Genomic DNA, 21,084 nt, shown 5'->3' with positions numbered 1-21,084 from the left:
CCGGGGCCCCCTAGAGACCCGACTCGGCCGTACGCACCAGGATGCGGCGGCAGTTCTCGCAGCGCACCACCGTGTCCGGCGCAGCGGAACGGATCTCGCTCAGCTCGGTGATGGCCAGCTCCTGGCGGCAGCCCTGGCAGGTGCGCTGGTACAGCTTGGCCGCGCCGATGCCGCCCTGCTGCTCGCGCAGCTTGTCGTACAGCTTCAGCAGGTCGGCGGGGACGGAACCGGCGATGACCTCGCGCTCCTTGGTCACCGTCGCCACCTCGCCGTCGATCTCCTCGAACGCGGCGCCCCGGCGGCCGTTCGCGTCGTCGATCTTCGCCTGTACGGAGGCGACCCGTCCGGTCAGCTCCGCCACCCGCTCCTGCGCGCCCTCGCGCCGCTCCATGACCTCCAGGACGACGTCCTCCAGGTCGCCCTGGCGCTTGGCGAGGGAGACGATCTCCTTCTGGAGGTTCTCCAGGTCCTTCGGGGAGGTGACCGCGCCGGAGTCGAGGCGCTGCTGGTCGCGGGCGGCGCGCTGGCGCACCTGGTCGACGTCCTGCTCGGCCTTGGTCTGCTCGCGGGCGCAGTCGCTCTCCTCGGTCTGCGCGGCCACGAGCAGGTCGCGCAGCTGGGTGAGGTCCTTGGTCAGCGACTCGATCTCGGCGTGCTCGGGCAGCGACTTCCGCCGGTGCGCCAGCTGCTGGAGGCGGACGTCGAGGCCCTGGACGTCGAGGAGTCGGATCTGATCGGCGGGCGCTGCGTTCAGTTGGGGGCTCCCGGTGAGTGAGAGGAGGAGGCGCTCGGGGCGCTCTGTGGACGGGCGGTGGTGGGCGACGGGTGGGACGCCGCGTGGGCGGTCCAGGGGTCGGTGACCGTCTTCGAGACGTGCACGCGCAGGTCCCATCCGTGCTGGTCGGAGATCTCGTCGAGCTGGGCCGCGGCCAGCTCGCACCAGGGCCACTCGGTGGCCCAGTGCGCCGCGTCGAGCAGCGCGAGCGGGGTCTCGGCGACGGCCTCGGAGGCCGGGTGGTGGCGCAGGTCGGCGGTGAGGAAGGCGTCGACACCGGCCGCCCGCACCTGGTCGAAGAGGCTGTCGCCGGAGCCGCCGCTGACCGCGACCGTGCGGACGAGTGCCTCGGGGTCGCCGGCCACCCGGATGCCCTGCGCGGTGGCGGGCAGCCGCTCGGCGGCGCGGGCGGCCAGTTCGCGCACGGTGACGGGGTGGTCGAGTTCGCAGACCCGGCCGAGGCCCCGGCGGCCCGCCGGGTCGGCGGGGTCCGGCACGAGGGGGCGTACGACCCGGAGGTCCAGCGCCCCGGCCAGCGCGTCGGAGACGCCCGGGTCGGCGGTGTCGGCGTTGGTGTGGGCGACGTGCAGCGCGATGTCGTTCTTGATCAGCGTGTGCACGACCCGGCCCTTGACGGTGCCGGCCGCGACCGTCGTCGTACCGCGCAGATAGAGCGGGTGGTGGGTGACGAGCAGGTCGGCGCCGAGCCGCACCGCCTCGGCCACGACGTCCCGCACCGGGTCCACGGCGAACAGGACCCGGCCGACCTCCTGGTCGGGATCGCCCACGACGGTGCCGACCGCGTCCCAGGACTCGGCACGCCCGGCGGGCCACAGGTTCTCCAGCGCGGCGATGACTTCAGACAGACGGGGCACGGGGGAAAGGCTACCTGCCTGTTCTGCGGGGACCTATCGGCTCCGGCGGCGCGGGCCCGGCAGCACAGCCGTCCGCGTTTCCTCAGGCGAACCGCTGCGCGGCCATCCTTATGTGTGAAGAGGCCGCTCGTCGGTGCCACGCCTGTGCGTGCGAAAACTACGTTCGTCGCCGGAGGTGACCGAACGATGACGGCGTGTGCGATCGAACCCTCGGCAGCCGACGCGTACGACGGCGACCCGGCGGCGGGCTGCACCATCACGGCGGACGGCGCCTACGCCGCCCGGCTCGCGCTGGACGACGGCTCCTGGTTCCCGGAGCGCTGGACGCTGGACGGCCCCGAGCCGTACGCCGTGCCGCTGCCCGGCCATCAGCCGGAGGAGCCCGGCACCGAGGTGCAGCCGATGGGCGACGGGCGGGTCCTCATCCACCGGACGGCGGCCGAGCGGCATCTGTTCTCGCTGCTGTACCCGACCGGGCCGGACACCGGCGAACTGCCGCTCGGCGCCGTGGAGTGCCCGGCGGCGGGCACCCGGCTGCGGCTGCTGCCGCCGGCCCCGGGCGGCACGCGCGCCTACGCCCTGGCGGTCGGCCCGCGGTCCACGACGGTGTGGCTGGTGGCGGGCGGCGCCTTCGGGCCCGAACGCCTGGCCGAGGTGCCGGGGCGCTGTTCGGGCGGCGCCTGGCTGGACGGCACGGGGCGGCTGCTGGCGCTGGACCGGGAGGCGGGCGGGCTCACCAAGGCGGTCGTGGTGGACCTGGAGCGCGCCGGCGAGGTGTCGCCGCTGCTGCAGATCGCGGCCGACAGCGACGACCGGCTGCTGCTCGCCGATCCGGACAGCGGGCTGCTGCTCATCGCGTCGGACGCGCCCTCGCCGGGCCGGGAACGGCTGGGCTGGGGCGTGTTGGGCAGCACGCTGCCGGTGCGCTTCCCGGAGAGCCTGCGGATGCCGGACTGCGTGGTGACGCCGTTCGCGATCCAGCCGGGGCAGGTGCTGACGCCGGAGCGCTGCGCGGTGGCGCTGCGCGTCGACGGCCCGCTGGGCAGCTGGGTCGGGGTGTGGCGGCCCGCGCTGCGGCAGGTGTGCCATCTCCCGGCGCCCGCCGGCTGGTTGGCGGGCGCCGGGCGGTGGACCGAGGACGGGGTGCTGCTGCTGCCGTACGCGACGGCGGAGGTGCCGTGCGGGCTGGCGCGGCTGACGGTGCCCGCGGGAGCGAGGAAGACCCCGCTCACCTCTTCGGGTTCCCTTGGCTCCCCGGGTTCCGCGGGCTCCCCGACGACGGCGGACTCCACGGGCGCCAGGGACGCGACGGGCTCGATGGACTCCAGGGACTCGGCAGGCTTCACGGACCCGGCGCGCTCCGTGGACTCGACGGCGTCCCATGGCCCGGCCTCGGCCCCGCCTACGGCGGAACCGGAGCCTCAACAACCGGTTGTGCCCCGCCCCGTCCCCCTTCAGCAGGCTCCGTTGGCGCGTCTTGTAACGAAGTAGTGCCGGTTGGTGTGCCCGCCTGGATCCGCCCCGAGGTGTGCCGGTTAAACTCGCCCGGTTGTACGAAAATGATGTTGACGGGGTGAATTCTTCCGATGAGCGACACCAGCACCACGCAGCCGCTGTCGGCTGACTCTCAGGAGACCGACGGACACGGCAAGCACCGGGGTCCGGGCGCGTCGAAGGACGGCGAGTCGGCCCCGAGCGGCCGTCACCGCAAGCCGGAGCCGGCCGAATCGGCGGCCTGACGGGGTACGCGAGGAGGGGGCCTGCCGTCGGCCGACGGCAGGCCCCCTTTCCTGTGTGTCGCCCACGCTGCCGGGTCACACGTGTCGTCACCCGCGTTTGAGCCCCAGCACCTCCGCCGCCGCGAACGTCTCCCCCGCCGGCCGGTCCGCGTAGTGCGGTGTGAGCAGCGCGTCCAGTTCGTCGTAGCTGAACGTGTCCTGCTTGCTGTCGAACTTCGCCTGGACCCGCGGCCGTTCGACGACCGCGACCATGCCGCCGTGCACCACGAGCAGTTGTCCGTTGACCCGGCCGGCCGCGGGCGAGGCCAGATAGCCGACGAGCGGGGCGACGTGCTCGGGCGCCAGCGGGTCCAGGCCCGCGTCGGGCACGGCGAAGCCGGCGAAGACGTCCTCGGTCATCCGGGTCCGGGCCCGCGGGCAGATCACGTTGGCCGTCACGCCGTACTTGGCGAGGGCCAGCGCCGTGGAGGTGGTCAGGCCGACGATCCCGCCCTTGGCCGCGGCGTAGTTGGGCTGGCCCGCCGAACCGGCCAGGAACGCCTCCGAGGAGGTGTTCACGATCCGCCCGTAGACCGGCCCGCCGGCCGCCTTGGACCGTTCCCGCCAGTGCGCGGCCGCGAAATGGGTGGTGTTGAAGTGGCCTTTGAGGTGGACCCGGATCACCGAGTCCCACTCGTCCTCGGACATGGAGAAGACCATGCGGTCCCGTAGGATCCCGGCGTTGTTGACCAGGATGTCCAGGGTCCCGAACGTGTCGATCGCCAGCCCGGTCAGCTCCTGGGCCTGCGCGAAGTCGGCGACGTCGCCGGTGTGGGCGACCGCCCGGCCGCCCGCCGCGCGGATCTCGGCGGCGACCTGCTCGGCGGGCGCGGCGGAGGCGGCGCCGAGTCCTTCGCGGCCCGGCTGCCCGTAGTCGTTGACGACGACGGCGGCGCCGAGCCGGGCGAGTTCCAGCGCCTCGGCCCGGCCCAGTCCGCGTCCGGCACCGGTGACGACGGCGGACCGGCCTTCGAGTGGCAGTGACATACGGCTACGGCTCCCCAGGTCAGATTTCGATGCAGGTGCGCAGGGCCGTTCCCGTGCGCATCTGGTCCAGGGCCTCGTTGATCTCGGCCAGCGGCACCCGGTGGGTGATCAGGCCCTCCAGGTCGATCCGGCCCGCCCGCCACAGCGCTATCGCGCGGGTGTAGGAGCGCAGCACGTCGCCGCCGCCGTACATGGAGGGCAGGATGCGCTTCTCGTCGAAGAACAGCTCGAACATGTTGAGCTGGAGGAAGTCGTCCATGGCGCCCGCGCCGACCACGACGAGCGTGCCGCCGCGCCGGGTGTTCTCGTACGCGGTGCGGGCGGTGGCCGAGCGGCCGACGACCTCGAAGACGTAGTCGAACCCCTCGCCGCCGGTGACGTCCTGCTTGGCGTCGGCCAGCCCCTCGGGCGGTACGGCCCGGGTGGCGCCGAAGCGCAGCGCGGACTCGCGGCGCGCGGCGACCGGGTCGACGGCGACGATCTCCGCCGCGCCCTTCAGCCGGGCCCCCTGGATCGCCGAGATGCCGACACCGCCGCAGCCGATCACGGCGACCGACGAACCGGCCGCCACGTCCGCGGTGTTGAGCGCGGCACCGAGGCCGGTGGTCACCCCGCAGCCGATGAGCGCGGCGATGTCGAAGGGCACGTCGTCCGGGATCGGTACCGCGCAGCCCGCGTCGACCACGACCTCCTCGGCGAAGGTGCCGGTGCCCGCGAAGCCGAAGACATCGGCGCCGGAACGCTTGAAGTTGGGGGTGCCCGCGTTCATGAACCCGGCCAGGCACAGCTGGGTCTGGCCGCGCCGGCAGGCGGGGCAGGCGCCGCAGGCGGGCAGCCAGCAGATCACCACTCGGTCGCCGGGCTTCAGGGTGGTGACGTTCTCGCCGACTTCGAGGATCTCGCCCGAGCCCTCGTGTCCGGGCACGAACGGTCCCGGCTGCGGCAGCACCCCGCTCATGGCGGACAGGTCGGAGTGGCACAGCCCCGTGGCGCGCACCCGCACCCTCACCTTGCCGGGGCCGAAGCCCACCGCCTCGACGTCGTCGAGGACCTCCAGCTTCTCCTGGCCGATCTCGTGCAGTACGGCTGCGCGCATGGTGCGGCTCCCCTCGACTACGGTCTGGCTCAGCTGTGTTCGACGACGGTGTCGGCGAGGACGGGGGCGTCGTCCGTCCCCCTGGCGGCGCTCACGGCGACCCGGATCGCACCCGGCCGGCGCCACATGCGGATGCGCAGTGTCTCGCCGGGGTAGACCACTCCGGCGAAGCGCGTGACATAGCTGCGGACCCGGGTCACGTCGCCGTCGAGCAGGGTGTCGACGACCGCCTTGAGCGTCATGCCGTAGGTGCACAGCCCGTGCAGGATGGGCCGGTCGAACCCGGCGAGCTTGGCGAACTCGGGGTCGGCGTGCAGCGGGTTCCAGTCGCCGGAGAGCCGGTAGAGCAGGGCCTGGTCCTCGCGGACGGCGCGCTCGACGGTGCGGTCGGGCTCGCCGGCGGGTGGTTCGAGCCGGGTGGAGGGGCCGCGGTCGCCGCCCCAGCCGCCCTCGCCGCGCAGGAAGATCTGCGCGTCGTTGGTCCACAGCGGTCCGTCGGCGTCGGCGACCTCGGTCCGCAGGACGAGGATGGCGGCCTTGACCTTGTCGTAGACGGCGGCGATCCGGTTGGTGGCGGTGGCGGTGCCCTCGACCGGGATGGGCCGGTGCACGGTGAGCGACTGGCCGCCGTGCAGCACGCGGGCGAGGTCGACCTCGATGCCGGGCATGGACAGGCCGCTGATCACGCCGGGTGCGCCGCTGCCCGCGACGGTGGCGAAGCTGGGCAGGACGTGCAGCCGGGACTCCAGGGTGTACCGCAGCTCGTCCGGGTCGGTGGCGGGGCGTCCTGCCCCGATGCCGAGGTGGTAGAGCTGGACGTCCTTGTGGTCCCAGGTGATCTGCCCGGAGCGTGGTTCGGCGGCGAGGGCCTTGGCTGCGTCGATGGGCATACGGCTCCTGACACTGGCGGCCGGCACGGGTGGCCGGGCCGGGTGGCCGGCACGAATGGCCGGGACGGTGGTGGACCGCGGTCGGCCGCGGTTGCAAGACCCCGGCGCGGCCGTCCGCACCGTCGACCGCACCGAGGTCGTCACGGGCCGGTCCAGAACGCGTTCCAGCTCGGCGCCCCCTGTATAGCCCAGCACACGACACTTGTGAAGGCTGACGCATCGTCAGATCTGTCGGATCCGCGGGCCGCGGTATTCACACCGGTGCGCCGGGGCCATGCACGTCGGGCGGACCGCACGTCCTCCTCGGGCGGGTCTCGCCGTCTCCTCGGGCACCGCCCCGCCCCGGTCCGGCCGTGACATTTGTCCTGCCCGGGTCCGTACAAGCGCCTCTGCCGGGCCCGCGCGCGGATCCGTACCGTCGTAGGCATGACACAGACGGAACACACCGCCGTGTCCTTCACGGGGGCGGTCAAGAAGTACGGCGAGGTCCGCGCCGTCGACGGTATCGATCTGGAGATCCGGCGCGGTGAGAGCGTGGCGCTGCTGGGCCGCAACGGCGCCGGGAAGTCCACCGCGATCGGGCTGCTGCTCGGCCTGCACGAGCCGGACGCGGGTACCGTCCGGCTGTTCGGGGCGGCACCGGAGCGCTCCGTACGCGCGGGCCGGGTGGGCGCCATGCTCCAGGAGGGCCGGGCGGTCCCCCGGGTCACCGTCGGGGAACTGGTCTCCTTCGTCGCCTCCCGCTATCCGGCCCCGATGCCGGTGGCGCGGGCGCTGGAGCTGGCCGGGATCGCTGGGCTGGCCGGGCGGCGGGTGGACCGGCTGTCCGGCGGGCAGGCGCAGCGGGTGCGGTTCGCGGTCGCGGTGTGCGGCGATCCCGCGCTGCTGGTCCTGGACGAGCCGACCGCCGCCCTGGACGTGGCGGCGCGGCAGTCCTTCTGGGAGTCGATGCGGGCGTACGCGCGCCAGGGCCGCACCGTGCTGTTCTCCACCCACTACCTCCAGGAGGCGGACGCGCACGCCGACCGGATCGTGGTCGTGGACCGCGGCCGGATCGTCGCGGACGGCACCGGCGACGAACTGCGCCGGGCGGCGGGCGGCAGCCTGGTCGGCATCGAGTCGGCCGGGCTCTCGCCGGACGAGCTGGCCCTGCTGCCCGGGGTGCGGTCGGTGGAGGTGCGCGGGAGCCGGACGCGGCTGCGTACGGACGACTCCGACGCGACCGTGATCGCCCTGGCCGGGCTCGGCGCGATCCGCGGCCTTGAGGTGGCCCCGGCCTCACTGGACGACGCGTTCCTGGCCCTCACCGCGCGGTCGGCGCCGGACGACTCGGCGGCCGTGCGGACGGGGACGGGGACGGGGACGGCGGAAACCGTGCCACCGGCGGAAACCGGGTCGATGGCGGAGCCCGTGCCGACAGGGGAAACCGGCTGGACGGCGGAAACCGTGCCGACAGGGGAATCCGTGCCGTCGTCGGCGGCGGCCCGCTCCGCGACGGAGGCCATGTGATGGGTCACTACCTGCGTCTTGAGGTGCGCCGGACGCTGCGCGACACCGGGTTCGTGATCGGCGGGATCGTCATGCCGGTGATGATGTACCTGCTGTTCACCAACCTCGGCGGGGGCGACGACACCGGCTGGCGGACCACCGGCATGGTCGGCATGGCCGCGTACGGCGCGGTCGGCTCGGCGCTGAACACGGGCGGCGCGGTCGCCGAGGACCGGGCGGTCGGCTGGCTGCGCCAGTTGCGGGTGACCCCGATGACCCCGCGCGAGGTGGTGACCGGTCGGGCACTGACCGGCGCGGTGACCGTGCTGCCCGCGATCGTCGCGGTGCTCGCGGCGGGCGGCCTGGTCAACGGGGTACGGCTGCGGCTGTGGCAGTGGGCGGCGATCGCACTGCTGCTGTGGCTCGGCTCGATCCCCTTCACGCTGCTCGGCCTCGGCAACGGCTACCGGCTGACCGGACCGGCCACGGGCGTGGCGAACATGGTGTGCAACCTGGGTCTGGCGGTGCTGGGCGGCCTGTGGTTCCCCGTCGCCCTCTTCCCCGGCTGGCTGCGGTCCGTGTCCGCCTGGACACCCTCGAACCGCTTCGCCGGGCTCGGCGTCTCGGTCGCGGACGGACACGCCCCGGCCCTCGGTGCCGTTCTCGTACTGGTGGCCTGGGTCATGGCGTTCGGCGCGTACGCCGTGTTGTCGTACCGCCGTGGGGCGCGGACCGTCTGAACGGACCTTCTGAACGCACCTTCTGAACGCACCTTCTGAGCGGACTTTCCGAGCGGACTTTCCGAGCGGACTTTCCGAGCGGACTTTCCGAGCGGACTTTCCGAGCGGACTTTCCGATCCGGGGCAGGACCATGAACGGGGGCAGGACCATGAACGGGGGCAAGGGGATGAAGTGGTGGCGCGGCGCGGCCTGCCAGGTCGGCGACTGGCAGGTGGAGCGGGCCCAGTGGAAGGCGGAGATGGCGCGCTTCAAGGCCGAGCGGAGGGCGGCCCGCGGGACCGGGCGGGTGCCCGAGCATCCGGGCCCGCCGCCCACCGGGTTCGCCCTGCTGCCCTGGCTGCTGATGGGGATGGGCGCCCTGTCCAACCTCCTCCAGGGGCAGACCTCCGACCCGTGGGTCGGCGCGCTGGGCCTGCTCGCCTTCAATTCCCTCTACATCTACGTGACCTTCCGCTCCTTCGACAAAGCGCGGCGCGCGGAGCCGGCCACCCGGGTCGCCCTGGGGCTGATGGCCCTGGTGACCAGCGTCCTGGCCATCGGGTACGGCGGCAGCTGGCTGATGTTCTTCCCGCTGCTCGGCCTGGCGACGGGGGCGACCCTGCGCGGTCCGTGGCTGGGCCGGGCGGGGCTGCTGCTGGCCGGGTACGCGGGCGTGGTGTCCTGGCTGCGGGACGGCTCGGACGGGGTGACCATCGCCTACGGCACGTTCCTGTCGACGATGGTGACGGCGGCGATACTCTCCCTCGCCGAGGCCGTGCGGGAGCTGCGCGCCGCCCGTGAGGAGCTGGCCCGCCGCGCCGTGGAGAAGGAGCGGCTGCGTTTCTCCCGTGACCTGCACGATCTCCTCGGGCACACGCTGTCGGTGATCGTGGTGAAGTCGGAGGCGGCCCGCAGGCTGGCGCCGCGCGACATGGACGCCGCGCTGACCCAGATCGGCGATATCGAGTCGGTCGGCAGGCAGGCGCTGACCGAGATCCGCGAGGCGGTGACCGGCTACCGGGAGGGCAGCCTCGCCACCGAGCTGGACCGGGCCCGCTCGGCGCTGTCCGCGGCGGGCGTGGAGCCGGTGGTCCGGCAGTCCGGCACCCCGCTCGCCCCGCAGGCGGAGGCGCTGCTGGGCTGGGTGGTCCGCGAGGCGGTCACCAACGTCGTACGGCACAGCGACGCGAGCCGTTGCGAGATCGCGGTCGACTCCGCCGCGGAGCGGGTCCGGCTCACGGTCACGGACAACGGCACGGGGGCGGGCGACGGGACGGGCGCGGGCGACGGCACGGGGGTGGACGCGGGCGACGATGCGGGCGGAGGCACGGGCACGGACCACGGCAGGAGCGCGGGCGACGGCACGGACGCGGGCGCGTCGGCCGGTGTGGCGCGGAAGGGAGCCGGTGGCGGTGACCGGGTCCGGCAGGGCATCGGCCGGCCGGGCATCGGCGGTACCGGGCTGACGGGGCTGACCGAGCGGCTTGCCACGGCGGGCGGTTCGTTGCGGGCCGGCCCCGCGCCGCGCGGCGGCTTCGCGGTCACCGCCGAACTCCCGGTGGAACCGGCCGAGTTGTCGAGCGTCGGGGCGGTCGCGGTGCCCGGCGCGCGCTGACCGCCGGGCCGGGCGCCGGACGGCGTGCCGCGCACACCGGACGAGTACCGCGTCCCGCGCGCCGAGCTGCGCGCCCCGCCCCGCCGGGCGCGTTCCGGCAGGCGCCCCGCCTAGCCTGTCCTTCATGAACGAGATGCCGCAGGAGCGCCGCCTGGCCAGGCGCACCAGAGTTCTCCTCGCCGAGGACCAGGGCATGATGCGCGGCGCGCTGGCCCTGCTGCTCGGCATGGAGGGCGACCTGGAGGTGGTGGCCCAGGTCTCCGCGGGCGACGCGATCGTGGATGCCGCGCTCGGCCACCGGCCCGACGTCGCCCTCCTCGACATCGAACTGCCGGGCATGAGCGGGCTGGACGCGGCGGCCGAGCTGCGCGAGCAGGTGCCCGACTGCCGGGTGCTGATCCTGACGACGTTCGGCCGGCCCGGCTATCTGCGCCGGGCCATGGAGGCCGGGGCGGCCGGGTTCCTGGTCAAGGACGGGCCGGTGGAGGACCTGGCGGTGGCGATCCGGCGGGTGCTCGCCGGGGAGACGGTGGTCGACCCGGCGCTGGCCGCCGCCGCGCTGAGCGCCGGGCCGAGTCCGCTGACCGGCCGGGAGTGCGAGGTGCTGAAGGCGTCGGTGGACGGCGCGACCGTCGCGGACATCGCGGCGAAGCTCCACCTGTCGGAGTCGACGGTCCGCAACTACCTTTCCGCGGCCATCGGCAAGACGGGCACCCGCAACCGCATGGAGGCGGTACGGGAGGCCCGTCAGCAGGGCTGGCTGTGACCAGCGGCGTCACAGGCCCAGGTCGCTCAGGCCCGGGTGGTCGTCGGGCCGGCGGCCGAGGGGCCAGTGGTACTTGCGTTCCGTTTCCCTGATGGGGAGGTCGTTGATGCTCGCCAGGCGGACCCGCATCAGGCCCTCCTCGTCGAACTCCCAGTTCTCGTTCCCGTACGAGCGGAACCAGTTGCCCGTGTCGTCGTGGCACTCGTAGGCGAAGCGCACGGCGATGCGGTTCCCCTCGAACGCCCACAGCTCCTTGATGAGCCGGTAGTCCTGCTCCCTGGTCCACTTCCGGGTGAGGAAGGCGACGATCTCCTCGCGGCCGTCGAGGAACTCGCCGCGGTTGCGCCAGCGGCTGTCGACCGTGTACGCGAGGGACACTCGCTCGGGGTCCCGGGTGTTCCAGGCGTCCTCGGCCAGGCGGACCTTCTCGACCGCGGTCTCCCGGGTGAACGGGGGCACAGGGGGCCTCGCGGCCATGGTCGTCTCCTTGGGCGGCACGGATGCGGCACCCGGCACCGGCCGGGTGTGTTCGGCGGTTCATTCCATACCGGCCGGCCGGTCGTGGCAACGGCCCGCGCCAGAACCCGCGGCCGGGTCCGCCCCTTCAGCCCAGGGACGGCGCCGGCGCGGGCGTCCTCCGCGGCAGCCACAGCAGGATCAGCACCGCCGCGCCCAGCAGCATGACCGCGCTCGTGCGGAAGGCGAGAGCGTAGCCGTCGGTCAGCGCCTGCGGGGTCGAGCCGCCCGCGGAGCGGCCGGCGGCGACGGTCGACAGGACGGCGAGTCCCAGCGAACCGCCCATCGTGCGCGAGGTGTTGATCAGGCCGGAGACCAGACCGGCGTCGCCGGGCGCCGCCCCCGAGGTGGCCAGCGAGGCGAGCGGGGTGGCGGCGAGGCCCGCCCCGAGCATCATGAGCACGCCGGGCAGCATGATCTCCGTCGCGTACGCCCCGTGCGGGCTCATCGCCGACTGCCAGCCGAACCCGGCCATGGCCACCACGGTCCCGAGCACCGCCACGTTCCGCGGTCCGAGCACGGGCATGAGGCGCGGCGCCAGCTTCGAGCCGATCACCACCGCCAGCGAGCTGGGCACCAGCGCGAACCCGGCCTCCAGCGGCGAGTAGCCGAGCACGTTCTGCGCGTACAGGGTCATGAAGTACCACATGGAGAACATGGCCGAACCGGACACGAGCATCGCCGCGTTCGCGGAGGCCACCGGCCGCTGCCGCAGCAGCCGCAGCGGCATCAGCGGCACGCTCGCCCGCGCCTCGGCCAGCAGGAACAGCCCGAGCAGCAGCAGCCCGGCGAGCAGCGGCACCAGGGTGGCCGCGGCCGTCCAGCCCTCGGACTCGGTCTGCACGATGCCGTACGCCAGGGTCGCGAGGCCCGCCGTGACCAGCAGTGCGCCCGGCAGGTCCAGCCGGTGCCGGTCCCCCGCGCGGCTCTCCACCAGCCAGAGCAGGGAGCCGGCCAGCACCAGCGCGCCGACGGGCACGTTGATGAGCAGCACCCACCGCCAGGACAGCACGTCCACCAGCACCCCGCCGACCAGTCCGCCGGCGGCCCCGCCGCCCGCGCCCACCGCGGTCCAGGTGGCCACGGCCCGCGCCCGGGCCGGGCCCTCCGGCACCGCCGCGGTCAGCAGGGTCAGCGTCGCGGGCGCGAGCACGGCGGCGCCCAGTCCTTGCGCGGCGCGCGCGAGCAGCAACTGCCAGCCGTCCTGGGCGATCCCGCCGCCCAGCGAGGCCAGGGTGAACAGGCCGAGCCCCACGAGGAACATCCGCTTGCGTCCGTACAGGTCACCGGCGCGTCCACCGAGCAGCATGAACCCGGCGAAGGCGATGGCGTACGCGTTCACGACCCACTGGAGTCCCGGACCGCTCAGCCCCAGGTCGGTGCGCATCGACGGCAGCGCCACGTTGACCACGGACACGTCCAGCACGACGAGGAACTGTCCGGCGCAGGCGAGTGCCACGACCAGCCAGGTGGCGGGTGCGGTCCGGGTGCGTATTCGGGTGGGGTCAGCGGCTTCGAGCATGGGCGTCATGTTCTCAAGCCGGTTACGGTCCTTTCCATCGGAATTTCGGACCACGTGTGTCCGGGGGTGTGCCTAGGTCGTCCGGCCTGCGTCCGCGGGCCCGCTCGCACCGCTCACACCGCCCGCACCAGGGTCACCACCGCGGCGCCGCCCAGTCCGATGTTGTGCGCCAGGCCGACCCGCGCCCCGGGCACCTGCCGTTCCCCCGCCTCGCCGCGCACCTGCCAGGCCAGTTCGGCGACCTGGGCGAGGCCGGTGGCGCCGAGCGGGTGCCCCTTGGAGATCAGGCCGCCCGACGGGTTCACCACCCATCGGCCGCCGTAGGTGGTGGCGCCGGACTCGACGAGTTCGCCGGACTCCCCGGGCGCGCACATGCCCAGTGCCTCGTACGTCAGCAGTTCGTTGACGGAGAAGCAGTCGTGCAGTTCCACCACGTCCACGTCGTCGATGCCGAGTCCGGCCTTCTCGTACGCCTGCCGGGCCGCCGTGCGGGACATCGGCTGGCCGACCACGTCGATGCAGGAGCCGGACGCGAAGGACTCCTCGGTGTCCGTGGTCATGGCCTGCCCGGCGATCTCGACGAGTCCGGCCGGCCCGTGCCGTTCGGCGAACCGTTCGGACACCACCACGGCCGCCGCCGCGCCGTCCGAGGTCGGCGAGCACTGGAGCTTGGTCAGCGGCCGGTGCACGGTGCGGGCGGCTAGCACGTCGGCGACCTCGTACACGTCCTGGAACTGGGCGTTCGGGTTGTGCGCGGAGTGCCGGTGGTTCTTGGCGGCCACGGCGGCGAGCTGTGCCTCGGTGGTGCCGTACCGCTCCATGTGTTCGCGGGCCGCGTCGCCGAAGATCTGGGCGGTCGGCGGGGTCTGTTCGAAGCCGTGCCGGGCGGCCATCACGCCGTAGTGGCGGGCGACCGGGGAGGTGGCGAAGTCCCCGCCGTCGGCCCCTGAGCCGAGCGCGCCGCGTTTCATCTTCTCGAAGCCGAGCGCGAGGACGCAGTCGCAGACACCACCCTCGACGAGTTGGCGTGCCAGCATCAGCGCGGTGGAGCCGGTGGCGCAGTTGTTGTTCAGGTTGTAGACGGGTACGCCGGTCAGTCCGAGTTCGTAGGCGGCGCGCTGACCGGCCGTCGAGGGCTGGAAGCAGTAGCCGACAGCAACCTGTTCTACTTCGGAGTAGGTGATTCCGGCGTCGGCGAGCGCGACGCCGCCCGCTTCCCGCGCCATGTCCCAGTACTGCCAGTCACGGGTCTCGGGTTTCTCGAACCTGGTCATCCCGACCCCGGCCACATAGACCTTCATGACGCGTCAGATTAGAACGTGTTCCACTCAGAGGCCATCCCCCTGACGGAGAATCAGTTCCCCATGGGAAGGTCAAGGATCCGTCAGGGCTCGAAGCGACGGAATAGTTGCCCGCGCATACGAGGTTCACCAAGCACCCATCCCGCGCGGTTCATCGACCGACTTCTCCCTTCCGGCCCGGAGGCCATACTTCATGACGCACACGAACGACCAGCACCCCCGGAGAGCGAGCGGGGCCGTGGTCCCCGTCCTCGCCTTCGCAGGCATCGTGGTCGCGGTGATGCAGACCCTGCTCGTCCCGGTCGTCAAGGACCTGCCGCAGCTGCTGAGCACCTCGCCGAGCAACGCCACCTGGGTTCTGACCTCGACCCTGCTGTCCGGCGCCGTGGCCACGCCGATCATGGGCCGCCTCGGCGACCTGTACGGCAAGCGGCGGATGCTGATATCCAGCCTCGCGGTGATGGTGATCGGCGCGCTGATCAGCGCGGTCACCAGCCAGCTGATCACGGTGATCGTGGGCCGTACGCTCCAGGGCTTCGCGATGGGTGCGATCCCGCTCGGCATCGGCCTGATGCGCGACATGCTGCCGCGCGAACGGCTCGGCTCGGCGATGGCCCTGATGAGTTCGTCCATCGGCGTCGGCGGCGGCCTCGCGCTGCCCGCCGCGGCCCTGGTCGCCCAGCACACCGACTGGCACGCCCTGTTCTACGGTGCCGCCGGCCTCGGCGTCCTCGCCATCCTGCTCATCCTCCTCACCGTGCCCGAGTCCCCGATGCGGGCCTCCGGCACCTTCGACCTGCCGGGCGCGCTCGGCCTGTCCGCGGGCATGGTCCTGCTGCTCCTGCCGGTCACCAAGGGCAGCGACTGGGGCTGGTCGTCCGGCAGGACGCTCGGCCTGTTCGGCGCGGCCGTCGTGGTGCTGCTGCTGTGGGGCCTGATGGAACTGCGCGTCAAGGCACCCCTCGTCGACCTGCGCACCACCGCCCGCCGCGAGGTCCTGCTCACCAACCTCGCCTCGATCATGGTCGGGGTCTCCTTCTTCGTCATCTCACTGGTCCTGCCCCAGCTGCTCCAGCTGCCGAAGTCCACCGGGTACGGCCTCGGCCAGTCGATGGTCGTCGCGGGTCTGCTGGTGGCGCCGCTCGGCCTGACGATGATGTTCACGGCACCCGTCTACGCCCGGCTGTCCGCGAAGTACGGCCCCAAGACCACCCTGATTCTCGGCATGCTGATCATCGGGGTCGGCTACGGCGCCGGCCTCGGCCTGATGAGCGCCGCCTGGCAGAGCGCCGTCATCTCGGTGATCATCGGCGCGGGCATCGGCCTCGCCTACTCCTCGCTGCCCGCGCTGATCGTCGGCGCGGTCCCGGCCTCGGAGACCGGCGCGGCCAACGGGCTCAACACCCTGATGCGGTCCGTCGGTACGTCCGTGTCGAGCGCCGTCATCGGCATGGTGCTGGCCAACACGGCGAACAACGTGGGCGGCGTCGCGATCCCGACCATGCACGGCTTCCGTGTCTCCTTCCTGATCGCGACGGCCGCGGTGGCGGTGGGGCTCGTCCTGGCAGTGTTCCTGCCGAAGCCCCACCGCACGTCGCAACTGCGCGCGAGCAGCCAGGAGGAGGCCAACCTCAAGCACGCCGAGCAGGTGCTGCGCGGCTTCCGCGGCCGGGTCGTGGGCGCCGACGGCGCCCCGGTGGCCCGCGCCAAGGTCACCCTGATAGACCGCCGGGGCCGGCAGGCGGGCGCCACCGTCTCCGCGGAGGACGGCAGCTACGCGCTCGCCGTGCCCGCCGAGGGCCCCTACGTCCTGGCGGCGCGGGCCGCGGGCCACGGCCCGCACGCCTCCTCCGCGACCCACACGGGCGACGACCGCCCGGTCGACCTGGACCTCGCCCTCCCCGGCGAGACCGTCCCCGCCTGAGTCCGCCGCCGGGCGGCACCGCCCAGAACCGGCACCGCCGCACCCCCCGTCGCCCCGCGCCGGGGGGTGCGGCAGCATGAGCGCCCGTACGGAACCGCACACCGGCCCGCACCTCCGCACCCGGACCCGGGTGGCCGACCGACCGAGAGGACCGCCATGCCCGCCGCGCCGAAGCCCGAGATCCTGGCCGCGTTCGAGGCGGCGAAGGGGTTCATGCCCCGGGACGAGGGGCTCGCGCTGTACGCGGCGGCCATGGAGGCGGGACGGCTGGGGCTGCCACTGCTGGAGGTCGGCACCTACTGCGGGCGTTCGACGGTCCTGCTCGCGGACGCCGCACGGCAGCACGGTGTGCAGGCGCTCACCGTGGACCACCACCGCGGCAGCGAGGAGCAGCAGCCGGGCTGGGAGTACCACGACCCGGAGACGGTCGACCCCGAGGTCGGTCTGATGGACACGCTGCCCGCGTTCCGCCGGACCCTGCACCGGGCGGGTCTCGAGGAGCACGTGATCGCCCTGGTCGGCCGCTCGCCGCGGATCGCCGCCCTGTGGACCTCCCCGCTCGGTCTCGTCTTCATCGACGGCGGGCACACCGACGAGCACGCCGGCGCCGACTACGAGGGCTGGGCCCCCCGGCTGACCCAGGGCGGACTGCTCGTCATCCACGATGTCTTCCCCGACCCGGCGGACGAGTTCACCGGCCAGGCCCCGTACCGGGTCTACCTCCGGGCGCTGGAATCCGGCGCGTTCAGCGAGAGCGCGGGCCACGGCTCGCTGCGTGTGCTGCGGCGAACGGGGGCGGGGATCTGAGCCCCACGTTAGAGTCGCACCCGTGTCCTACCTAGGCCCCGACTTCGAACCCCAGCAACCGCGCCGCTCACGGCGCGCACCGCTCACGGTCGCGCTGGCCGCCCTGGTACCGGGCGCGCTGGCCGGCTGGCTCGTGTACGAGGCGGTGGGCGGCTCGGACGGCTCCGCCGCCGCGGGCGGCGCGGCCACGCCACCGGCGTCCTCGGCCTCCTCCGCGGCGTCCGCCGCCTCCGGGCGCTCGTCGGCGTCGTCCGGCGCGCCGGACTCCTCCGGCTCCCCGCGCGACGACGCCAAACCGACGCCCGCGGCACCGGCCGCCACCGGCTCCGAGCCGCTCGCGGGGAAGGTGGTCGTCATCGACCCGGGGCACAATCCGGGCAACTTCCAGCACACGGCCGAAATCAACCGCAAGGTGAACATCGGCACGAACGCCAAGGAATGCGACACCACGGGCACGTCCACCAACGACGGCTACCCGGAGGCGCAGTTCACCCTGGACGTCTCGCACCGGCTGCGCACCCTGCTGGAGCAGCAGGGCGCCACGGTGAAGCTGACCCATGACCACGACGACCCGCCATGGGGGCCGTGCGTGGACGAGCGCGCCCGGATCGGCAACACCGCGCACGCGGACGCGGCGATCTCGATCCACGCGGACGGCTCGGCCACGGGCAACCGCGGATTCCACGTCATCCTGCCCGGCGCCGTGCACGCGGGCGGTGCCGACACCCGCCCGATCGTCGGCCCCTCCCGCGACCTCGGCGAGCGGATCGCGGGCAACTTCGTCCGCGCGACGGGCAGCGCCCCCGCCAACTACGTCGGCGGCGGCACGGGCCTCGTCACCCGCGAGGATCTGGGCGGTCTCAATCTGTCAACGGTTCCGAAGGTCTTCATCGAGTGCGGCAACATGCGCGACAGCAAGGACGCGGCGGAGTTGACGAGCGGCGCCTGGCGGCAGAAGGCGGCGGAGGGCATCTCTGAGGGAATCATGAGTTTCCTGCGCAGGTAGGGTTCCGCGCGCCACACCGGGCGGACAGCGTGATCGCATGGACGATATGGTCCCTACGACGAGGGGCCGCCCCCCGCTGCTGCACACCGGGCCCCGAGGGCGACACGGCGACAGCGACGCCTCCACCGACGACGAGAAGACCTACGAAGGACCTGAAGTGAATATCCGCTCCCTCACTAGGGGCGACGGCGTGGTGATCGGAGCAGCGGTGTTGCTGTTGATCGCGTCGTTCCTCGACAACTACTCGTACAACGGGGTTCCGAGCAACATCGACCTGCCGAGCCTGTGGTCCAGCGCTCCGGTCCTGCTCAGCGTCATCCTCGCCGGGATCATCGGCGCCGCGCTCGTCGTCGTCTCCCGGCTCCAGCCGCAGCCCCGCAAGGTGGCCGGTCTCGACCTCGGCCCGTTCGGCGTGGCCCTCACCGTCTTCGCCGCGTGGAGCGCGCTCGGCAACGTCATCGACCCGGCCGGCTCCGCGAACAACCTGGGCGGCTCCGCCGAGGGCCCCGGCGCCGGCACCGGTCTGGTCCTCGCCCTCGTCGCCACCCTGGTCATGGCGGCGGCGGCCATCGCCACCCCGCTGGTGCCCGCCCTCCAGGCCAAGCTGGTCCCGGCGCCCAGGCCCGCCGCCCCGCAGCCGTACGGCGCCCAGCCCCAGGGCGGCTACGGCTACCCCGGTGCCGCGCAGCAGCCGTACGGCGGCCAGCCCCAGCCGGGTCAGCCGCAGCCGGGCCAGCAGCAGGCCCAGCCGTTCGGCCAGCCGCAGCCGGCTCCGCAGCAGCCCCAGCCGCCGGCCCCGGCCGCGGCGGAGTTCTCGCCGTTCTGGTTCGCCGTGCCGGTGCCGCGCCCGCTGTTCGCCGAGGACGGCTCGCCCGCCCCGATCGCCGAGCTGGCACCGGGCACCTGGTACCTGGCGGTCGAGCAGCGCGGGGCACAGCTCGTCGCGCAGACCCAGGACGGCCGCCGCGGCGTGCTCCAGGACACCTCCGGCATCCAGCGCGGCTGAGCCGCCACCGGTCCGCGACCGACGCCCGACGGCCACCGGCCCCCCGCCCTTCCGGGCGGGGGGCCGGTGCCGTACAGTCGCCGCATTGTCTGACGGACCGTCAGGAGGCAGTGATGCGGCTCGGTCTCGCACTCGGCTACTGGGGGCGCGGCCCGGCCGCGGACCACGTGCCGCTGGCCCAGGAGGCCGAGCGGCTCGGCTACCACTCGGTGTGGACGGCGGAGTCCTGGGGTTCGGACGCGTTCACCCCGCTGACCTGGATCGCGGCGCACACCTCAAGGATCCTGCTGGGGACCGCGGTCGCCCAGATGGCGGCCCGCTCCCCCACCACCACCGCGATGCACGCCCTCACCCTGGACCACCTCTCCGGCGGGCGGATGCTGCTGGGCCTCGGGCTGTCCGGGCCGCAGGTGGTGGAGGGCTGGTACGGCCGCCCGTTCCCGAAGTCGCCGCTGACCGCGACCCGGGAGTACGTCGACGTCGTACGGCAGGTGCTGCGCCGGGCCGCGCCGGTGACCGTGGACGGTGCCTTCCACCCGCTGCCGTACCGCGGCCCGGACGCCACCGGCCTGGGCAAGCCGCTCAAGCCGATCACCCACCCGCTCCGGCCCGGCCTCCCGGTCCTGCTCGGCGCGGAGGGCCCGAGGAACGTCGCCCAGACCACCCGGATCGCGGACGGCTGGCTGCCGCTGTACTGGGCCCCGAACCGGCCCGAGGTGTACGGCCCCGCCCTCCGCGACCTGCCCGAGGGCTTCCTCGTCGCCCCCATGGCCCAGGTCAGGGTCTGCGCCGACGTCGCCGAGGGGCTGCTGCCGGTCAAGGCCATGCTCGGCTTCTACATCGGCGGCATGGGGCACGCGGCCCGCAACTTCCACGCCGATCTGATGGCCCGCATGGGATACGCCGACGAGGCGCAGAAGATCCAGGAGTTGTTCCTGTCCGGGCGGCGGGAGGAGGCCGTACGGGCCGTGCCGGACGCGTTCGCCGACGAGATCTCGCTGGTCGGCCCGCGGGAGCGGATCGCCGAACGGCTCACGGCGTGGCGCGCGGGCCCGGTGACGGACCTGCTGGCCCTCGCGCCGGACCCGCACACGCTCCGGGTGCTGGCGGAACTCAACTCCTAGCGCCGCTGGTCAGTTGCGCGGTCGTCGGCACCTGGTTGTGCACGACGGCGCCCTGACTCCGTCCGGCGTCCTTCACCTGGTTGATGACGCTGTTGAAGGAGTCGGCCGCCTGGTTGCCGGAGTTGCCGCCCCTGCGCAGACTGGCCGGCAGGTTCTTGAGCCCCTCGATGCCCCGCTCCAACGGGGCGAGTGCCCTGGCCAGCGCCGGATCGCCCTGGGCGTTGCGCACCGCCGCCTTCAGCCGGTTGTACGAGAAGGCGCCCGCGAGCGCGGCCTTGACCAGAGCGGTCCTGCGGTGCTTCGCGCCCTTCTTGAACTTGCCCTCCCTGGCGGGCTTGACGATCCACTTGTACGTCGCCCCGGCCGCGAGGCCGGCGTTCAGCACGAACCGGGTCTTGGCGAACTTCTGCCGCTGTGCGGACGTGCTGGGACTGGGCGTGGCAGCGAGGTGCACCGCTGCCGCCGGCGTCTCCCGGCTGGTGGTACTGCTGCTCCCGCAGGCGGTGGCGCCGGCCAGCAGGGCGCAGCACACGACGAGCGCGACGACGAGGCGCCGCATCGGTACAGTCACGGGATTCCCTCCGGGATCTTCTCCCCGAGCAGACAGAGTCCTCCCCGTCCCCCTTCTCCCTCCCCGGCCTTCCCCCCGGCTCCCGCCCCGGCCGGAAAAGACCTCTTCCGGCAGCGTCTCGCCACGGCGCCGACTACGCCACTCGGGGGATGACCGTTCAATTTTCACCTTCCACGGGCCGCAACCCGAGCCCCGCCGGGCCCGGGGAACCGGGCGACGAGCCACGCCATATCCGCGGCCGGACACCGCCGCAACCGGCGGACCGGTGCCGCGCGGCCGGAAGCGGCGGCGCCGGCCGAGGGCGCCGCGCGGCCCCG

19 protein-coding genes and 1 pseudogene are annotated in these 21,084 nt (G+C 73.4%); 11 read left to right on the top strand and 9 right to left on the bottom strand.

The annotated features are described in order from the left end of the window. Nucleotides 1-10: 10 nt before the first annotated feature. Together ACFY2B_RS38965 and ACFY2B_RS38960 are read right to left on the bottom strand one after the other, a co-directional pair. On the bottom strand, nucleotides 11-754 hold the full coding sequence (locus ACFY2B_RS38965) for a zinc ribbon domain-containing protein (protein ID WP_390767808.1): 744 nt from the start codon (nucleotides 752-754) through the stop codon (nucleotides 11-13). After that, entirely contained in the window at nucleotides 751-1,650 is a 900-nt protein-coding gene (locus tag ACFY2B_RS38960) for a Nif3-like dinuclear metal center hexameric protein (protein WP_390767783.1), read from the bottom strand. The genes ACFY2B_RS38965 and ACFY2B_RS38960 overlap by 4 nt, the downstream gene beginning before the upstream one ends. Before the next feature lie 186 nt (nucleotides 1,651-1,836). On the opposite strand from ACFY2B_RS38960, the gene ACFY2B_RS38955 reads away from it, so the two are divergent. Together ACFY2B_RS38955 and ACFY2B_RS38950 are read left to right on the top strand one after the other, a co-directional pair. Then, the gene (locus ACFY2B_RS38955) at nucleotides 1,837-3,141 is read left to right on the top strand and encodes a hypothetical protein (RefSeq protein WP_390767782.1); all 1,305 of its coding nucleotides are present in this window, start codon (nucleotides 1,837-1,839) and stop codon (nucleotides 3,139-3,141) included. Nucleotides 3,142-3,236: 95 nt separating this feature from the next. Next, entirely contained in the window at nucleotides 3,237-3,389 is a 153-nt protein-coding gene (locus ACFY2B_RS38950; RefSeq protein ID WP_376526118.1) for a hypothetical protein, read from the top strand. A gap of 87 nt (nucleotides 3,390-3,476) precedes the next feature. Here the strand turns inward: ACFY2B_RS38950 and ACFY2B_RS38945 are convergent, their stop codons facing one another. From ACFY2B_RS38945 to ACFY2B_RS38935, 3 genes are read right to left on the bottom strand one after another with little or no spacing between them, the layout of a single operon-like run. Then, entirely contained in the window at nucleotides 3,477-4,415 is a 939-nt protein-coding gene (locus ACFY2B_RS38945; protein WP_390767781.1) for a 3-oxoacyl-ACP reductase, read from the bottom strand. Between the two features lie 19 nt (nucleotides 4,416-4,434). After that, nucleotides 4,435-5,511, bottom strand: a complete 1,077-nt coding sequence (locus tag ACFY2B_RS38940; RefSeq protein WP_390767780.1) for a Zn-dependent alcohol dehydrogenase — start codon at nucleotides 5,509-5,511, stop codon at nucleotides 4,435-4,437. 29 nt (nucleotides 5,512-5,540) lie between these two features. Beyond that, nucleotides 5,541-6,401 carry a MaoC/PaaZ C-terminal domain-containing protein gene (locus ACFY2B_RS38935; RefSeq protein WP_390767779.1) on the bottom strand — a complete coding sequence of 287 codons (861 nt, stop codon included), beginning with the start codon at nucleotides 6,399-6,401 and terminating at the stop codon, nucleotides 5,541-5,543. A gap of 426 nt (nucleotides 6,402-6,827) precedes the next feature. On the opposite strand from ACFY2B_RS38935, the pseudogene ACFY2B_RS38930 reads away from it, so the two are divergent. The 4 genes and pseudogenes from ACFY2B_RS38930 to ACFY2B_RS38915 form a co-directional block, all read left to right on the top strand. After that, nucleotides 6,828-7,718, top strand: a pseudogene (locus ACFY2B_RS38930) (ABC transporter ATP-binding protein); the annotation flags it as partial. Nucleotides 7,719-7,909: 191 nt separating this feature from the next. Then, on the top strand, nucleotides 7,910-8,629 hold the full coding sequence (locus tag ACFY2B_RS38925) for an ABC transporter permease (RefSeq protein ID WP_390767778.1): 720 nt from the start codon (nucleotides 7,910-7,912) through the stop codon (nucleotides 8,627-8,629). Between the two features lie 149 nt (nucleotides 8,630-8,778). Beyond that, nucleotides 8,779-10,224 (top strand): sensor histidine kinase, encoded by a 1,446-nt coding sequence (locus tag ACFY2B_RS38920; RefSeq protein ID WP_390767777.1) that lies wholly within the window; start codon nucleotides 8,779-8,781, stop codon nucleotides 10,222-10,224. A 124-nt stretch (nucleotides 10,225-10,348) separates the two neighbouring features. Further along, the gene (locus ACFY2B_RS38915) at nucleotides 10,349-10,990 is read left to right on the top strand and encodes a response regulator (protein ID WP_390767776.1); all 642 of its coding nucleotides are present in this window, start codon (nucleotides 10,349-10,351) and stop codon (nucleotides 10,988-10,990) included. 9 nt (nucleotides 10,991-10,999) lie between these two features. Here ACFY2B_RS38915 and ACFY2B_RS38910 read toward each other — a convergent pair whose 3' ends face one another. The 3 genes from ACFY2B_RS38910 to ACFY2B_RS38900 all read right to left on the bottom strand — a co-directional run bounded on the left by ACFY2B_RS38910 (nucleotide 11,000) and on the right by ACFY2B_RS38900 (nucleotide 14,329). Further along, complete coding sequence (locus ACFY2B_RS38910; protein WP_390767775.1) at nucleotides 11,000-11,467, bottom strand: DUF1348 family protein; 468 nt, start codon at nucleotides 11,465-11,467, stop codon at nucleotides 11,000-11,002. Nucleotides 11,468-11,594: 127 nt separating this feature from the next. Continuing rightward, complete coding sequence (locus ACFY2B_RS38905; protein WP_390767774.1) at nucleotides 11,595-13,037, bottom strand: MFS transporter; 1,443 nt, start codon at nucleotides 13,035-13,037, stop codon at nucleotides 11,595-11,597. Between the two features lie 104 nt (nucleotides 13,038-13,141). Next, nucleotides 13,142-14,329, bottom strand: coding sequence for a lipid-transfer protein (locus tag ACFY2B_RS38900; protein ID WP_390767773.1), 1,188 nt, complete (start codon nucleotides 14,327-14,329; stop codon nucleotides 13,142-13,144). Nucleotides 14,330-14,522: 193 nt separating this feature from the next. On the opposite strand from ACFY2B_RS38900, the gene ACFY2B_RS38895 reads away from it, so the two are divergent. The 5 genes from ACFY2B_RS38895 (at nucleotide 14,523) to ACFY2B_RS38875 (ending at nucleotide 20,196) form a co-directional block, all read left to right on the top strand. Continuing rightward, nucleotides 14,523-16,253 carry an MFS transporter gene (locus ACFY2B_RS38895; RefSeq protein ID WP_390767772.1) on the top strand — a complete coding sequence of 577 codons (1,731 nt, stop codon included), beginning with the start codon at nucleotides 14,523-14,525 and terminating at the stop codon, nucleotides 16,251-16,253. A 156-nt stretch (nucleotides 16,254-16,409) separates the two neighbouring features. Next, nucleotides 16,410-17,060 carry a class I SAM-dependent methyltransferase gene (locus tag ACFY2B_RS38890; protein ID WP_390767771.1) on the top strand — a complete coding sequence of 217 codons (651 nt, stop codon included), beginning with the start codon at nucleotides 16,410-16,412 and terminating at the stop codon, nucleotides 17,058-17,060. Nucleotides 17,061-17,082: 22 nt separating this feature from the next. Then, complete coding sequence (locus ACFY2B_RS38885) at nucleotides 17,083-18,066, top strand: N-acetylmuramoyl-L-alanine amidase (protein WP_390767770.1); 984 nt, start codon at nucleotides 17,083-17,085, stop codon at nucleotides 18,064-18,066. Between the two features lie 157 nt (nucleotides 18,067-18,223). Then, a complete protein-coding gene (locus ACFY2B_RS38880; protein WP_390767807.1) occupies nucleotides 18,224-19,072 on the top strand; it encodes a hypothetical protein in 849 nt (282 codons plus the stop codon). Nucleotides 19,073-19,185: 113 nt separating this feature from the next. Beyond that, nucleotides 19,186-20,196 (top strand): LLM class F420-dependent oxidoreductase, encoded by a 1,011-nt coding sequence (locus ACFY2B_RS38875; protein WP_390767769.1) that lies wholly within the window; start codon nucleotides 19,186-19,188, stop codon nucleotides 20,194-20,196. On the opposite strand, the gene ACFY2B_RS38870 is transcribed toward ACFY2B_RS38875, so the two are convergent. Beyond that, nucleotides 20,186-20,767 carry a hypothetical protein gene (locus ACFY2B_RS38870; RefSeq protein WP_390767768.1) on the bottom strand — a complete coding sequence of 194 codons (582 nt, stop codon included), beginning with the start codon at nucleotides 20,765-20,767 and terminating at the stop codon, nucleotides 20,186-20,188. The two genes, ACFY2B_RS38875 and ACFY2B_RS38870, sit on opposite strands and share 11 nt — an antisense overlap. Nucleotides 20,768-21,084 lie beyond the last annotated feature (317 nt).

It is taken from the genome of Streptomyces sp. NPDC001270 (genome assembly GCF_042896695.1).
Classification (GTDB): Bacteria; Actinomycetota; Actinomycetes; order Streptomycetales; family Streptomycetaceae; genus Streptomyces.
This window is presented reverse-complemented; position numbering and strand designations above follow the sequence as displayed.